The sequence below is a fragment of the Colwellia sp. BRX8-4 genome, from assembly GCF_014077345.1.
Lineage (GTDB): Bacteria > Pseudomonadota > Gammaproteobacteria > Enterobacterales > Alteromonadaceae > Colwellia_A.
The window spans coordinates 24,310-38,663 of the sequence record NZ_JACGVS010000005.1; the positions used below are offsets into that span (position 1 = coordinate 24,310).

Here is a 14,354-nt window from a genome sequence, read left to right on the forward strand (position 1 = left end):
ATAAATTGACTTTTAACTGATTGAGAATAGACTAAAAACTAGTTTATATTTCAATGAGATAAATTATTATGTCTACTAAAGCTTTCGCTACTTGTTCTTGTCTATTCACATTATTTATAACCTTAGCAACACTTAGCGGTTGTGATAACAAAAAACCAGGTATTGCCTTAGGTACGTTAGAAAGAGAACGCATAGCGCACACAGCAACAGTGAGTGAAGTTATCACGGCATTACCTGTTAGTGCAGGTAGTCAAGTTACTGAAGGTACAATATTGGTTAGGCTAGACGACACCCTTCAAAAAGCCTTCGTTGCTAAAGCTCAAGCTCAGATGCAACAAGCAAAAGCTAACTTAGAAAAAGTACATAATGGTGCGCGTAAAGAAGAAGTTGCCGCGGCATCTGCAGAAGTCGAGGGCGCGAAAGCCGCACTGATCAAAAGTGAGGCAGACTATAAACGCACTCAAATACTGATAAAGCAAGCATTATCTAGTCAGGTAACGCTCGAAAACTCCCTTGCATTACGCGATGAAAATAGAGCTAAATTACACAGCGCTCAAGAAAAACTATTACAACTAATTAATGGTGCTCGTATCGAGGACTTACAAATAGCTGAAGCTATTTTAGCAACCGCGGTTGCGGTACTCGACAGTGAAAATAAAAAACTCAACGATTTAACCATTACCGCAAAACGTGATGGTCTATTAGACAATCTTCCATGGAACCTCGGTGAACGTGTCACACTCGGAAGCCCCGTAGCAATTGTATTAGCGGGACGTGCTCCTTTTGCACGTGTCTATGTGCCAGAGCCCTACCGAGTAAAAATTAAAGTCGCTGATAAATTAACCGTACAAGTTGATGGTTTAACAGATACGATTATTGGTACTGTGCGCTGGATATCTTCTGAACCTGCTTTTACCCCTTACTTTGCATTAAACCAAGAAGAGCGTGCAAACCTTATGTATTTGGCTGAAATACAATTACCTGATAGTGCTGCAGAGCTGCCAATGGGTGTGCCAGCGCAAGTTATAATGCCATGAAGCACTTAAACGATAGCCAAGAAAAAAATCTTAATAGCTCTTTTGCGATAAGCGCACAAAAGCTCACTCGAAAATTTGGCGAATTAACAGCAATATCTGCGCTAGATTTATCTGTAGAGAAGCAAACTATTTACGGATTTTTAGGTCCCAATGGCTCAGGTAAAACCACGGCAATTCGATTGCTGACCGGTTTATTAATTCCAACGAGTGGTCAGGTTAACGTTTTGGGTTGTCATTTACCGCAAGAGGCCAATAAACTGCGAATGAAAATTGGCTATATGACACAAAAGTTCTCTCTCTATGAGGATCTTACCGTTAAAGAGAACTTGCAATTTATCAGTCGAATTTATGGTCTAACGGCTAATCAACAAAAATCACGACTGAGTGAGTTATTAAGTACTCATCAATTAACACAGCAAAGCCATCAACTTGCTGGCAGTATGAGTGGTGGTCAAAAACAAAGGCTAGCGCTTGCCGCCGCAGTGATACATAAACCTAAGTTACTCTTTTTAGATGAGCCCACTTCGGCGGTTGATCCGCAAAACCGACGAGAGTTTTGGGAACAATTATTTGATCTTTGCGATCAAGGCACCACAATATTAGTCTCAACGCATTACATGGATGAAGCGGAGCGTTGTCATAAGCTGGCCATCTTAGAAAATGGTATAAAAAGAGCGGATGATAGCCCACAAAACTTAATGAATAATATGGCTGCTCAAGTGGTTGAGGTAGGCGCAAGCAATATACGTCAAATAAAAGAGCACTTAATCAAATTGCCACAAGTGATTTCTGCCGCCCAGCTCGGTACCCACTTACGTGTATTAGTGAATAAAGAAGAAAGTAACCCTATCGCATTATTACAGCGCCAGCCCTGCTTAAATGATACAGCTAAACTTGTTATTGTTAGACCCAGTCTTGAAGATGTCTTTGTTAGTTGCACCGGCCAAGGGGTGACACAGTCATGAAAATATCACTATTAAGAATTCAAGCCATTGTTATAAAAGAACTACTGCAACTTAGACGCGATAGAATGACCTTTGGCATGGTCATAATGATCCCCCTAGTACAATTACTGCTATTTGCCTTTGCCATCAACACTAATGTGCGAGATATCCCAGTTGGTGTTGTAGATCATAGTCAGACATCTTTGAGTAGAGTATTACAGCAAACCGTTGCAGCAACCGGCATTGTTAAATTTACTCACAGTTATTACTCGGTAAAGGAAGCACAAGCCGCCATCGATAGCAGTGAAGTGCGTGCAGTATTAATTATCCCACAAGACGTTAGCCAGCGTTTAGTTCGACACCCAAGTGTAGGTTTTGGTTTGCCACCCTCGAGTAAACAAGAAACGAGCAGGCCAATAGCACAGTGGTTAGTTGATGGCTCTGATACTGTTATAGCAGGTAGTATTAAAAGTTTACGTAATATGCCACTTACAGAGTTATTAGATAAGCCCGCCAACCGAAATACCGCAACGTTTGAAGTGACCTTACTTTATAATCCAGAGCAACGAAGTGTGGTTAATATAGTGCCTGGACTTGTTGCCGTGATATTAACAATGACAATGATAATGTTTACCTCGGCCGCCATTGTTCGCGAGCAAGAGCGCGGTAATATGGAAATGTTAATTACGACACCACTTAGCTCACTTGAGCTGATGATTGGTAAAATATTTCCCTATATTTTTATTGGTGCGATTCAAGTCTGTATTATTCTTGGTTTAGGTTATTGGCTATTTGACGTCCCCTTTAATGGCGGTTTTGCCCAACTAGCACTTGCGACTTTACTGTTTATTTGCGCCAGCTTAGTACTGGGTTTAGTTATATCGACAATTGCTAAGAACCAATTACAATCAATGCAAATGACAATATTTATTTTACTGCCATCTATATTATTATCTGGTTTTATGTTCCCTTATGAAGGTATGCCACTGCCCGCACAATATATTGCTGAAGCACTGCCAGCGACACACTTTATTCGCTTAATAAGAGGTGTAGTATTACGTGATGTTGCCGTTATTGAGATGAGTTTTGATATGCTATGGTTAATTGCTTTTACCTGTTTTGGTTTACTTGTTTCAGCACTGCGTTTTAAGAAAACACTCGACTAGCTTACCTGATGGTTTCATTGAACAAGCTGAGATATTTGAGTGAAAAAATAATATAAAAGTGGCGCGAAACTAAGCCACTTTTATATTTTATTATCACACAATATCCTGCATTATTTATAGTGAGTTAATTAGCACTATTATTTTCTGAGGCTTGCTGCAGAATTTGAACTTTCTGGTCTTTAAGGTAGAGAGGATGGTAAGGCCCTACCGGTACTGTACCAACAAACCGGCTATTAGCCTGTCTTGCATAACGGGTGTAATCAGCTGCTGCTGTGTTTACCGCTGTCGCTATTGCGCCAACAATCAACCCAGCTAAACCACCACCATTATTTCCACCACTAAGATCAACAACAACCGTGCCGGTATATTTCCATAACGTCGAAGATGTTTTTGTTGATTTTATTTCTGCTTCAATTGATACGGTTAAGCTTGAAGCAATAACCAAATAGCTAGTGTCCCACTTAAGTATTTTGGTAAATAACACCGCATCCGCACCGAAGTACTCATGAAATTTATTTAGTGGCATGTCGTAAACAAGTTCAGCATCATAAATACCTTCTTGTTTCAATATTTCTGACGTTAGCTCGTATGGAAAAGTATAATATCCCTGAAACGCGATAGGCATTTCTACCGTAGTCGCATAATAATCTTTCGCATCTGCTGCCGTACTTAAATTAATCGGTGGCATTATTAATAATGAACGTGGTTTTTCATTATACATCTCTGGGAATTCGTCTAGTTTAGTGACGAGGTTGTTACTGACACAGCCTGAAACAAAAACAACAACGAGAGTAACCAACAACGTTCTAGCCTTATTAAACATAATCACTATCCCTGTACCTTAACTTTACTGATCAAATTATTCATAAAGATAACTGATTCTGGATAAACACTTTTTTCCAACTCAAAATAGGAAATTGCCTTTGTGGTATCATTTAACTTTAAGTGCAAATAACCTAAATTGGCGTATACGCCAGGCGGAACACGTAAGCCTTGGTTACCAGAACGTTGAATAACATCTTCTAACGCAAACTTCCATTCGCCTTCAGAAATTTCACCCGCATCCCTTTTCATTGCATAAAATGACTCTGAATATTCACCATAGTCATACATAGGCTTAGGGCCACTTGCACAACCAGTTGCTAGCAGTACCGCACAAGCCATCATTAAAATTTTAGTTTTCATTGTGAGTCCTTAGCTGTTATTTAGGTACATTAAATTCTTTTGACTGGCCGTCACCTAACAGTACAATCCTGTTAACTACTATTACACCATTCTTGGTGATGGTTACTTGCTGTTTACCCGAAGCAACCTTATAAATCTTACGTGCACCTAATTTATCAACAACGAAAGCCTCTCCTTTACCTACTGTCACTTCTGCCCCTTCGGCATTTCCAGTGAAGTAAACATATGATACGGGCTCAGCAGTTCGAACTCCCTCGCTATAACCACAAGCACTTAAGTACATGGCAATAAACACACACAATGATATTTTTAATAATTTCATTTTATAATCCTTTATTTACTTTCTTGAATGTATAACGAAGAGAAGTCACCCGATGCAATGTATTGACTAAAATCACCTGTTGAAATTGAAGCAATTGATATCTCACTTTCTGGGGTGTCACCCAGAGAAGTCAGCACAACAATGTTACCTATAGGTTTTCCAGGTAAGGTAATAAACATTCCAGTTTGTGGGTTTTTAACTTTGTTACCTGATTTATAAACAGTAAATTTAGAATTTTCAGAAATATTTTGAGATTTACCGCCAGAGATAATTAGGTTACCTTCATCTGAAGAGAGAATGTAAGATTTCCAAGGTTTATCAAGCATGTTTTCAATAACATTTGAGGCTAAGTCGGTAATAGCCGCATTAAGCACTTTATCATTAAGCGAACTGTCATAGCCTGCTTTATCACCAACGCCCATGACACTGCCCGCTTCAGAGAATGCGATCCCTTTACCAGACTCAGAATAGATTATCTGGCCTGTTGATACATCTATTAATCGAATGTTTACCGTTGCATTGGCTTCTTGTTTTTTAACTCTTGAAAAAATTCCTACTTCACTGGTGTTTTTTCGGCCAAACTCTGAAATAGAACCAACAATTAAAAAGTCAGCCGCATTTTTGAGACTCGTCTCACCGCCAATAGAAAGCTCCTTTTCAACTTGCGCTAGATCTGCACGTTCAAGCATTATAAATCGATCGGTTTCAAACAACTTAGCCGATAATATATCCATAGCTTGCTTACCAATACGATCATTATTTTTATCAATAAAGAAGCTTTGTCCGTATTTAGTTTCATTAGTAAAACGTCCTATCGCAACTTTGCGCTTAAGGTATTTTTTACTGACAACATCCGCTTGCAATGTTTGGCTAACAGCCGCCTTTTTTTGTTTCGTCTCCGTGACGGTTGAATCTTTTACCGTTGCACAACCTGATGCAAGTAGCAAAGATGATACAATTAACAATTTTTTCATGGTGGTACGTTCCTTTTTTTATAATATCGATACTTCTATGTATCGTTAAATTCTTGATAAAATTGTATTAACTACAAATAGTTAAAAATTTTAAGAGTAATATTATACAGGTATAAAAAAGGCTAAATGTAGTCTATACACACTTAATTATGTAAGTTATGTCTTACATTTATAAGGTAAGTCAGCTCGGCTAAACTACAATATAAGTAGTAAAAATGAATTATAAGTCATATTTAAAGTGGGAATTTCGATGATAAATTTTCATCTGTAGGCCTATAACTTAAGCTAATGTTAAGTTTATTAGCGTTTTACAGCGTGATTAAATTGTCGAATTATATTTTGATTGGTGAAAGTGGTAGATAAACTGTTAACATAGCGTTATATGCTTTCGTTAGTATTAACGCGATTAGACTATCGTCTTATAAATATTTGGAGTAGAAATGAATAATAAAATTATTGGTATTACCCTTATCATTATTGGTGTTGCTGTCGCGATTTGGGGTTATAACATTTATGACTCAGCTAGCGCTCAACTTACTCGTACGTTAAGCGGTGATACGCCTGTTGAAGCTTGGGCAGGAATGATCGGTGGTGTTATTGCTGTTGTTATCGGTATCACAAGAGTAAAGTAAGCGTTGATTTTTACAAGTAAACACCTATAAGTGTTTACTTGTAAACTAGGCTTAGGGCTATTTATTTCAATAAATAGCCCATTATATTTTCAACTATTATAAGCATCAGTAAAATCAATCACGAAAATATCGACAGTCGCAAGACATTAAGATTAAGCGAACAAGATTAGGCTTTCAATGTTAACCATACTCATATTTTTCACCCTGTTTACTGTGCTAACAACCCTTTTGCCCTTGTCTCGACATCCCCATTGGATTGTTAGAGGTATGGATTTTCCTCGCTTACAGTTCACTATACTTGCAACGATTTTGTTACTCGCCCATTTTATTTTTCTTGATCCGCAAAGAGTAAGTACGCAGGCACTGATTATTAGTACAACGCTGTGTTTGATATGGCAGTTATCTTGGATAATACCCTATACTTTTATTTATCCCAAAGAGGTTAAAACCTCTACTGAATGTGATGCTGATAAACAACTTAGCATTATTACTTCAAATGTTCTGACACCCAATCGTAATGCCGATGCACTGATAGCACTGATTAAAAAACATCAGCCCGATGTGCTAGTCACACTAGAATCAGACCTATGGTGGGAAGAACAGCTTAACGTCCTAGAAACTGACATGCCTTATAGCGTTAAATGCCCACTTGATAATCTCTATGGCATGCATGTATTCTCACGATTACCTATCGCCGAACAAGAAATCTGTTATTTGGTTGAAAAAGATGTTCCGTCAATACACACCACAATAGAGTTGCGTAGCGGCGATAAAGTGCGAGTGCATTTTCTTCATCCTGCGCCACCAAGCCCAACAGAGAATGATGAATCTGCAGAGCGTGATGCTGAGCTGATGATTGTTGCTCGAAGTGTTGCTGACAGTGAGCAACCCGTTATTGTGACAGGCGATCTTAATGATGTTGCTTGGTCTGCTACCACACGACTGTTTCGTAAAATTAGTGGTTTACTCGATCCTCGCGTTGGACGAGGAGTATTTAGCACTTTTCATGTCGACTACCCATTGGTTCGATGGCCTTTAGATCATTTGTTTCACAGCAAACATTTTACACTGCAAAAAATTAAGCGTTTACCGTCAATTGGTTCAGACCATTTTCCGCTGTTAACCCAACTATCGTTTACTGCACTGCGTTGTAATAATCAAGCAGGTATAAAAGCAGACACGGCCGAGCATAAGTGGGCACAAGAAATATCTGAACAACAAAATGTTAGTAAAGGTGATGTACCAAAGCCCGGTGAAACAAGTTAAGCCAATAAACGTTCTGCGTTAATGGCTAACGTTTTATAACGGGTTAATTCGTAGCTATATTTGCTGATATTTTGCGGATTTGATCAGCGCACTCAGCTAAGACGATAGCACCAGCCGTTGATACATTTAGAGAATTACCCATACCAAACATAGAAATATGTATTTGATGATGGCTTAGTTTTAATGCCGCTTCACTTACACCCTTGCGTTCATTACCTAACACTAATGCACAAGCAGTGGGATATGCCATCTCTTTATAGTCAACCGACTGCTGGCAGAGTTCTACGCCAAAAACAGTATAACCGTCGTCTATTAATGATTGTAAGCTTGCCGTTGTGCTATCACTGTATTCAATATCGACCCATTTCGCTTCATTTCTAGAGGCCTTTTTCAATTTTTTATCTGAAATTGTGAGTTCGCCACAAATAATAATTTTTTGAATAGCAAAAGCATCCGCTAAACGAATAAATGCACCAATGTTGTAGCTATTAGTGACATGATCTAAAACCAATACTAAAGGGATTTTTGCCTGCTTTACATATTCATCGCGGGTCGGTTTATCTTGTCTGAGGTCTTCTTTACTTAATTGTATTTTTGAATGCATAATAACGGCTCTTATTAGATACTAAACGACTGTCATTCTATTAGTATTCTGACTAATCGATGAGGTCGATATTTGATATTTGATATTTGATATTTGATATTTTTAGTTCGTCACGGTTAACCATTTAAACAAACTTTTATTATAAATTTATGGGCGATCAAGGGCTAGATATTCTGAAGTGAGACTATAACCATCTCCGCCCATTTTACCAACAGAATCAATTAACACTTGGTTTATGCCTGCTTCGTTGTATAGGTCATCACGAACATAAATAGACTTTACATCTAAAAGCACAAGCGTTCCTCCAGCAGGTAAATCACCGAGAGTAATAAGTTCTCTTAATGTGCATTCATAACGAATTGGCGACGCTTTAACCGAAAATGGTGCCACGCTACAGCTACCTATTTTATCAACCCCGGCAAAGTCAAACTCACTTTCATCGAGACTAATACTGGCACTTGTTTTGTTCATTTGAGCCAATAATGAGCTATTAACAATATTGATAACACATTCACCCGTTTCTCTTAAGTTTTGTAAGGTGTCTTTATCAAGACCACTGCGCTGCGTTACCTGCGTATAGAGAAGTACCGGAGGATTACAACTGGCCACTGTAAAAAAAGAGTAAGGAGCAAGATTGTCAACACCGTATTTAGAACGTGTACTGATCCAAGCGATTGGTCTTGGTGTAACACCACCATTGAGTAGGCGATATTTTTCCTGAACGCCAAGTTCTGTAATATCAAAGTTCATTAAATGCCTCCAGCCATTCTGTAAAAGAATTAGCGACCTGATTAACCGTTACCGCCGTGTGATCATAGAACCATACTGCACTGTCTGCTTGTCTGTGTGCACAATCACTAAGTTTGAAGCAAAACATACTGCCCTTACAATCAGATGCAAACAAGATATGGCCTTTTGGCATACCGGTCATTTCATATAACTTTGAGAGGGAAAAAACATCATCAAGGCTTAAAAAATCTTGTACTTCGGTAATATCGACACCTAAATCACAGATTTTAGTTAATACATTTGGCGTGTGTACCAAACCGTAAGTCGAAATCAAATATTTATATGCATCAGGCATGTAAGCAGATAATTTTAATTCTAGCTCGGTTATATCCTCACTGGCTATCGGTACCATGGCGCTTTTACTGCCCCAATTTTTTACAAAAAGATCAATGCTATTCATCTGGATACTCTCATTCTGTTACTGTGTTATTTGTATTGAACACTTTATAACTTGCCAATTTATCGTGCTTTGTTCAAGCTTACCTATAACGTCGCATTCTAGCAGTTTAAGAGAATAGGGTATTGCTAATTAATAGCGTAACGAGTTTACCTATCTGGTTATTTCAGCAAAATAACAACACTGATAATATGCAGCTAAGCCATTCATTATATTGAGCGATAAAAAAAGCACCTAAAAAGGTGCTTTAATCAATCGTATCTTTTATCTTAATTTCAGACTAACTCGCTTTAATGCGCGTAATATTCGCACCAAGTGCTTGTAGTTTATCTTCAATATTTTGGTAACCGCGGTCAATATGATAAATACGGTCAACTTGTGTTTCTGAGGTCGCCACTAAGCCAGCAATCACTAAACTTGCTGATGCACGTAAGTCTGTTGCCATTACTTGCGCACCGTTTAGTGATTCAACACCACAAGAAATAGCGGTATTGCCTTCGAGACTAATATCAGCTCCCATGCGTTGTAGTTCAGGAACATGCATAAAACGATTTTCAAAAATAGTTTCTGTTGTCGTTGCCATACCTTTTGCAATTACGTTCATTGTCACGAACTGTGCTTGCATATCCGTAGGAAAAGCAGGATGAGGAGCAGTGCGAATATTAACCGCTTTGGGTCGCTGATTCATCGTTAGCTCGATCCAATCATCACCGGAGGTAATTTCTGCGCCAGCTTCTTGTAACTTACTTAAAACCGCTTCTAAAGCTTTAGGATCTGTATTTAAACACTTAACCTTGCCTTGAGTAACCGCAGCAGCCACTAAAAAAGTGCCTGTTTCAATACGATCTGGCATAACACGATACTGTGTGCCTGATAACTCGGCAACACCCTCTATGCTCAGTGTATCTGTACCTGCGCCAGAAACTTTAGCGCCCATAGCGTTTAAGCACTTAGCTAAATCAACAATTTCTGGTTCGCGGGCAGCATTTTCGATCGTGGTAATACCGTCAGCTAATGCTGCAGCCATCATCAAGTTTTCAGTGCCGGTAACACTTACCGTGTCCATAAAAATGGTCGCACCTTTTAAACGCCCATTATTGCGAGCGATGATATAACCATTTTCAACGTCTATGTCTGCGCCCATTAACTTTAAACCGTGAATATGTAAATTCACTGGTCTTGCGCCAATAGCACAACCGCCGGGCAAAGAAACTTCAGCATGACCAAAACGCGCCAATAACGGACCTAAAACTAATATAGACGCGCGCATAGTTTTAACTAACTCGTACGATGCACGGCAATGATCTATGGTACTTGCATCAATAACTAATTCATTGTCACCAGACCAATGAGCTTTAGCACCTAATTGACTTAGCAATTTAATCGTCGTTTCAATATCATTTAACTTAGGAACGTTACTAAATGTAATAGGTGTCTTAGAGAGAAGTGCTGACATTAATATCGGTAAAGCGGCGTTTTTTGCGCCCGAGATGGTTACTTCACCCTTCAGGGCCGTACCACCTGTTATTTTAAATGCATCCAATAGAATATTCTTATTTGGTTATGAAAAATTAAAGCGGAAGATTAAACATTTTTTCACGCTGCCAAACTGACGTTGTGAAAGTTTTAATCGATACCGCATGAATTGCACCCGCTTTAATAGTCTCTGCTAAAGGTGCATATATTGCTTGTTGCTTCTTTACACGGCTTAATTCACCAAGAAAGTCTGCAACCGCAATCACTTTGCATTGTGACCCATCAAATGCAACATGTAACTCATCAAGTTCAAGGGCATCATTAAGTAATTTTTCTATATCTGAAACTTCCACATTTATCTCCGGTTACTGATTAAGCGTACTATCAGTTTTTGGTAAGAACATATCAACACAACTTAACTGAGCTAATTTAATTAAATCTTTTGGTAAATTATCAAAAGTTAATTGGCAGTCAGTCTTATTACTTAATTCTAGCATGGCAAGTAGCCAAGCTAAACAAGCCGTATCGACTTTTGAAACATTTGACAAATCAAAGATTAACACCCCTGATTTAATCAAAGCTTTTGATTTTTTTTCAAATGAATTATCAATAGTTAATAAGGTTAATTCACCACTAAAAACAACTCGGGAATCTTTTTCAATAAAACTAATTTTCTTCACTTCAATTCCTAATTTTCACAGAAATAGCCTATTAACGCTACTTAAAAACGATTTTTTGATCGCTTTTTTCTTTTAACATTTCAGTAACGTATGGCAAACCTTTTTGACGTATTAAGCCGCTAAGCTCTGCTTCTTTACTATCAAGCAAACTAACACCTTCGGCGACCATATCGTAAGCTTTCCATTCATTGGTTGTGGTATTTCTTCTAACACGAAATGAAATATCAATAGGTGGTCTACCTGGGTCTAAAACCGAGGTTCTAACAGCAACAACCTTAGCGTCATCAAAGTCTCTTTCTGGTTCAAATTCAACTTCTTGTTGCTTATACAAGGTAAAGACTTGTGCATATGAGGTAACTAAATACTCTCTAAAAACATCAACGAAATCAGCTCTGCTTTGCGAAGTTGTTTGTTCAAAGTTTTTAAAACCGATAACTTTCAATGCTGCATATCGGTAATTAATGTAAGGCATCAACTCTTCACGAACGATATCTTTCAATATTTCAGGGTTCTTACGAATCTCTGGTTGTTCGTCAGAAAAACGTTTAAACGTTACTTTCGCTACCGTTTCGATCATCGCGTACGGATTTTTACTGTCAACCGCTTTTGCTGTTGCACTAATACTCACTATTAATGCTAAAGCGATTATTACTGTAAATAATTTTTTCATTATATTACTACTCTCCATTGGTAAACCTGCTAGTCACTTCCTTGACTAAATAAAAATTGTCCTATTAATTCTTCTAATACTAATGCTGGTTTAGTATCTTCAATAAAGTCACCTGGAACTAGCGTGCCTACCGATTCATCAACAAAACCAGGTCGTAAGCCAACATATTGCTCACCCAACAAACCTGCGGTTAAAATAGAGACCGACGTTGCTTCTGAAAAATTAATATACTGTGTATAAATATCTAAAGTGACTACCGGCGTATAATCTTTTGCATCGATGGTAATATGGCTAACACGACCGACAACAACACCACCCACTTTTATCGCTGAACGAACTTTTAGACCGCCAATGTTATCAAACTTAGCATAAAGTTGATATGTCTCACTATTACCGGAAATACCGCTATCAGCAACTTTCAGCGCAAGCATAAGCAACGCAGCAATACCTATTGCTGCAAATAAACCTACCATTAACTCAATTTTTTTCGACACCATGTCTTCCACCAAACCTAAAATAAAAATTATTATAAAAATTAACTAACAGCAAACATTAACTCGCAAACATTAATGCTGTTAATACAAAATCTAACCCTAAAACCAATAATGATGATTGTACAACTGTTGAAGTTGTCGCTCGACTAATACCTTCTGATGTTGGTACACAATCGTAACCTTTATAAACAGCTATCCAAGTGACAACAAAAGCAAAAACAACCGATTTTATCACCCCATTAAGAATATCTTTTTGAAAATCAACTTGAGCCTGCATCACTGACCAGAATGTACCACTGTCTACGCCCAACCATTCAACACCGACGAGATGACCACCTAATATCCCTACGGCAGAAAAAATAGCGGCTAGCAAAGGTAAACTAATAAACCCTGCCCAGAATCTTGGCGCAATCACACGACGTAAAGGATCAATTGCCATCATTTCTAAACTTGATAATTGTTCTGTTGCTTTCATTAAACCAATTTCGGCGGTTAATGCCGAGCCTGCACGTCCTGCAAATAATAGTGCCGCAACCACAGGGCCTAATTCACGGAGTAAAGAGAGTGCGACCATAGGTCCTAAACTGCCTTCAGCACCATAACCCACTAAAATAGTATAGCCTTGTAAAGAGATAACCATGCCTATAAATAAACCGGATACCACCACTATCATCAGTGAAAGTACGCCAACAGAATATAACTGCTGCACCAATAGAGGAAAGCCTTTACGTACATTCGGCACATGAAGCAATGCAGAAAGTAATAAAACTATTGCTCGCCCTAATCCCGTAATCGTGGCAATAATGTTATGACCTAAACTTTGTAAACTATTCATTATTTAGGCTCCTTACCCATTAATTCATCTTGATAAGGGGCGCTAGGAAAATGAAATGGTACGGGACCATCAGCTTCACCTTGAATAAATTGTTGCACCAGTGGTGATGTTTGCTTACTTATCTCTGACGGTGTGCCATGACCAATAATTTTCTTTTCAGCAATAATATAAATGTAATCGGCAATACTCATTACTTCTGTAACGTCATGTGAGACCACAACTGAGGTTAAACCTAATGCTTCATTTAAATCTTTTATTAAACGAACAATAACACCCATTGAAATAGGGTCTTGTCCCGCAAAAGGCTCATCATACAAAATAAGTTCAGGGTCTAAGGCGATAGCGCGGGCAAGGGCAACTCTTCGTGCCATGCCACCAGAAAGTTCGCCAGGTGCTAAATTTCGTGCACCGCGTAAACCAACAACCTCAAGTTTCATTAATACCATTTTTTCAATTAACGATTCTGACAAGGTACTGTGTTCGCGCATCGGAAAAGCAATATTGTCGTAAACACTCATATCGGTAAATAACGCGCCACTTTGAAACAACATGCTCATACGTTTACGCGCTTCATAAAGTGCACTGCGTGATAATGTTGGAATATTTTGTCCGTCAAAAAGTATTTTACCTGAATTGGGTCTGAGTTGACCGCCAATTAAACGTAATAAGGTGGTTTTACCAATACCACTTGGCCCCATTATCGCGGTAACTTTTCCTTTAGGGATCGACAAACTAATATCATCATAGATCACTCGTTCATCACGTTTAAACGTAAGGTTCTGGATATCGACCAAGTTTTCAGGCATAAGATTTATATAACGTCACTGGTTGTTATTATTAAAGTCAGGTGAATTTTACCTGAGCAATCAAAAAACGTCATTAA

At 38.4% G+C, this 14,354-nt stretch carries 19 protein-coding genes; 5 read left to right on the plus strand and 14 right to left on the minus strand.

What is annotated here, in order from left to right; all coding sequences use genetic code 11:
- The first annotated feature begins 68 nt into the window (after positions 1–68).
- From H4J56_RS05940 to H4J56_RS05950, 3 genes are read left to right on the plus strand one after another with little or no spacing between them, the layout of a single operon-like run.
- A complete protein-coding gene (locus H4J56_RS05940; protein WP_182221187.1) occupies positions 69–1,037 on the plus strand; it encodes an HlyD family secretion protein in 969 nt (322 codons plus the stop codon).
- Entirely contained in the window at positions 1,034–2,002 is a 969-nt protein-coding gene (locus H4J56_RS05945; RefSeq protein ID WP_182259009.1) for an ABC transporter ATP-binding protein, read from the plus strand. Before H4J56_RS05940 ends, H4J56_RS05945 begins: the two co-directional genes overlap by 4 nt.
- Entirely contained in the window at positions 1,999–3,147 is a 1,149-nt protein-coding gene (locus H4J56_RS05950) for an ABC transporter permease (RefSeq protein WP_182218053.1), read from the plus strand. Before H4J56_RS05945 ends, H4J56_RS05950 begins: the two co-directional genes overlap by 4 nt.
- Positions 3,148–3,271: 124 nt before the next feature.
- Here H4J56_RS05950 and H4J56_RS05955 read toward each other — a convergent pair whose 3' ends face one another.
- From H4J56_RS05955 to H4J56_RS05970, 4 genes are read right to left on the minus strand one after another with little or no spacing between them, the layout of a single operon-like run.
- Positions 3,272–3,970 carry a GNA1162 family protein gene (locus tag H4J56_RS05955; protein WP_182244167.1) on the minus strand — a complete coding sequence of 233 codons (699 nt, stop codon included), beginning with the start codon at positions 3,968–3,970 and terminating at the stop codon, positions 3,272–3,274.
- A 5-nt stretch (positions 3,971–3,975) separates the two neighbouring features.
- A complete protein-coding gene (locus H4J56_RS05960) occupies positions 3,976–4,332 on the minus strand; it encodes a DUF4810 domain-containing protein (protein ID WP_182176359.1) in 357 nt (118 codons plus the stop codon).
- A gap of 16 nt (positions 4,333–4,348) precedes the next feature.
- The gene (locus H4J56_RS05965; protein ID WP_182259010.1) at positions 4,349–4,654 is read right to left on the minus strand and encodes a hypothetical protein; all 306 of its coding nucleotides are present in this window, start codon (positions 4,652–4,654) and stop codon (positions 4,349–4,351) included.
- A gap of 11 nt (positions 4,655–4,665) precedes the next feature.
- Positions 4,666–5,628 carry a CsgG/HfaB family protein gene (locus H4J56_RS05970; RefSeq protein ID WP_182259011.1) on the minus strand — a complete coding sequence of 321 codons (963 nt, stop codon included), beginning with the start codon at positions 5,626–5,628 and terminating at the stop codon, positions 4,666–4,668.
- 440 nt (positions 5,629–6,068) lie between these two features.
- On the opposite strand from H4J56_RS05970, the gene H4J56_RS05975 reads away from it, so the two are divergent.
- Positions 6,069–6,260, plus strand: coding sequence for a DUF3185 family protein (locus H4J56_RS05975; RefSeq protein ID WP_070374865.1), 192 nt, complete (start codon positions 6,069–6,071; stop codon positions 6,258–6,260).
- Between the two features lie 177 nt (positions 6,261–6,437).
- Entirely contained in the window at positions 6,438–7,526 is a 1,089-nt protein-coding gene (locus H4J56_RS05980; RefSeq protein WP_182221190.1) for an endonuclease/exonuclease/phosphatase family protein, read from the plus strand.
- A gap of 43 nt (positions 7,527–7,569) precedes the next feature.
- Here H4J56_RS05980 and H4J56_RS05985 read toward each other — a convergent pair whose 3' ends face one another.
- From H4J56_RS05985 to mlaF, 10 genes are all read right to left on the minus strand, one after another.
- Positions 7,570–8,130, minus strand: coding sequence for a TrmH family RNA methyltransferase (locus H4J56_RS05985; protein WP_182259012.1), 561 nt, complete (start codon positions 8,128–8,130; stop codon positions 7,570–7,572).
- 147 nt (positions 8,131–8,277) lie between these two features.
- Positions 8,278–8,880, minus strand: a complete 603-nt coding sequence (locus tag H4J56_RS05990) for a flavin reductase family protein (RefSeq protein ID WP_182259013.1) — start codon at positions 8,878–8,880, stop codon at positions 8,278–8,280.
- Positions 8,870–9,319: an SMI1/KNR4 family protein gene (locus H4J56_RS05995; protein ID WP_182221191.1), complete on the minus strand. Its 450-nt coding sequence runs from the start codon at positions 9,317–9,319 to the stop codon at positions 8,870–8,872. The genes H4J56_RS05990 and H4J56_RS05995 overlap by 11 nt, the downstream gene beginning before the upstream one ends.
- 277 nt (positions 9,320–9,596) lie before the next feature.
- Entirely contained in the window at positions 9,597–10,859 is a 1,263-nt protein-coding gene (gene murA, locus H4J56_RS06000) for a UDP-N-acetylglucosamine 1-carboxyvinyltransferase (RefSeq protein WP_182243148.1), read from the minus strand.
- A gap of 28 nt (positions 10,860–10,887) precedes the next feature.
- On the minus strand, positions 10,888–11,145 hold the full coding sequence (locus H4J56_RS06005) for a BolA family protein (RefSeq protein WP_070374871.1): 258 nt from the start codon (positions 11,143–11,145) through the stop codon (positions 10,888–10,890).
- Between the two features lie 12 nt (positions 11,146–11,157).
- Complete coding sequence (locus H4J56_RS06010; RefSeq protein WP_182176367.1) at positions 11,158–11,472, minus strand: lipid asymmetry maintenance protein MlaB; 315 nt, start codon at positions 11,470–11,472, stop codon at positions 11,158–11,160.
- Between the two features lie 37 nt (positions 11,473–11,509).
- Complete coding sequence (gene mlaC / locus H4J56_RS06015; protein WP_182259014.1) at positions 11,510–12,142, minus strand: phospholipid-binding protein MlaC; 633 nt, start codon at positions 12,140–12,142, stop codon at positions 11,510–11,512.
- A 29-nt stretch (positions 12,143–12,171) separates the two neighbouring features.
- Positions 12,172–12,639 (minus strand): outer membrane lipid asymmetry maintenance protein MlaD, encoded by a 468-nt coding sequence (gene mlaD / locus H4J56_RS06020; protein WP_070374874.1) that lies wholly within the window; start codon positions 12,637–12,639, stop codon positions 12,172–12,174.
- A gap of 55 nt (positions 12,640–12,694) precedes the next feature.
- A complete protein-coding gene (gene mlaE / locus H4J56_RS06025) occupies positions 12,695–13,471 on the minus strand; it encodes a lipid asymmetry maintenance ABC transporter permease subunit MlaE (RefSeq protein WP_070374875.1) in 777 nt (258 codons plus the stop codon).
- Positions 13,471–14,277: a phospholipid ABC transporter ATP-binding protein MlaF gene (gene mlaF / locus H4J56_RS06030; RefSeq protein WP_182202505.1), complete on the minus strand. Its 807-nt coding sequence runs from the start codon at positions 14,275–14,277 to the stop codon at positions 13,471–13,473. The genes mlaE and mlaF overlap by 1 nt, the downstream gene beginning before the upstream one ends.
- Positions 14,278–14,354 lie beyond the last annotated feature (77 nt).

Bases quoted from the DNA above. Each gene is read 5' to 3' on its own strand.
- H4J56_RS05940 (WP_182221187.1), top strand. From the start codon at position 69: ATGTCTACTAAAGCTTTCGCTACTTGTTCTTGTCTATTCACATTATTT.
- H4J56_RS05945 (WP_182259009.1), top strand. From the start codon at position 1,034: ATGAAGCACTTAAACGATAGCCAAGAAAAAAATCTTAATAGCTCTTTT.
- H4J56_RS05950 (WP_182218053.1), top strand. From the start codon at position 1,999: ATGAAAATATCACTATTAAGAATTCAAGCCATTGTTATAAAAGAACTA.
- H4J56_RS05955 (WP_182244167.1), bottom strand. From the start codon at position 3,970: ATGTTTAATAAGGCTAGAACGTTGTTGGTTACTCTCGTTGTTGTTTTT.
- H4J56_RS05960 (WP_182176359.1), bottom strand. From the start codon at position 4,332: ATGAAAACTAAAATTTTAATGATGGCTTGTGCGGTACTGCTAGCAACT.
- H4J56_RS05965 (WP_182259010.1), bottom strand. From the start codon at position 4,654: ATGAAATTATTAAAAATATCATTGTGTGTGTTTATTGCCATGTACTTA.
- H4J56_RS05970 (WP_182259011.1), bottom strand. From the start codon at position 5,628: ATGAAAAAATTGTTAATTGTATCATCTTTGCTACTTGCATCAGGTTGT.
- H4J56_RS05975 (WP_070374865.1), top strand. From the start codon at position 6,069: ATGAATAATAAAATTATTGGTATTACCCTTATCATTATTGGTGTTGCT.
- H4J56_RS05980 (WP_182221190.1), top strand. From the start codon at position 6,438: ATGTTAACCATACTCATATTTTTCACCCTGTTTACTGTGCTAACAACC.
- H4J56_RS05985 (WP_182259012.1), bottom strand. From the start codon at position 8,130: ATGCATTCAAAAATACAATTAAGTAAAGAAGACCTCAGACAAGATAAA.
- H4J56_RS05990 (WP_182259013.1), bottom strand. From the start codon at position 8,880: ATGAACTTTGATATTACAGAACTTGGCGTTCAGGAAAAATATCGCCTA.
- H4J56_RS05995 (WP_182221191.1), bottom strand. From the start codon at position 9,319: ATGAATAGCATTGATCTTTTTGTAAAAAATTGGGGCAGTAAAAGCGCC.
- mlaC (WP_182259014.1), bottom strand. From the start codon at position 12,142: ATGAAAAAATTATTTACAGTAATAATCGCTTTAGCATTAATAGTGAGT.
- mlaD (WP_070374874.1), bottom strand. From the start codon at position 12,639: ATGGTGTCGAAAAAAATTGAGTTAATGGTAGGTTTATTTGCAGCAATA.
- mlaE (WP_070374875.1), bottom strand. From the start codon at position 13,471: ATGAATAGTTTACAAAGTTTAGGTCATAACATTATTGCCACGATTACG.
- mlaF (WP_182202505.1), bottom strand. From the start codon at position 14,277: ATGCCTGAAAACTTGGTCGATATCCAGAACCTTACGTTTAAACGTGAT.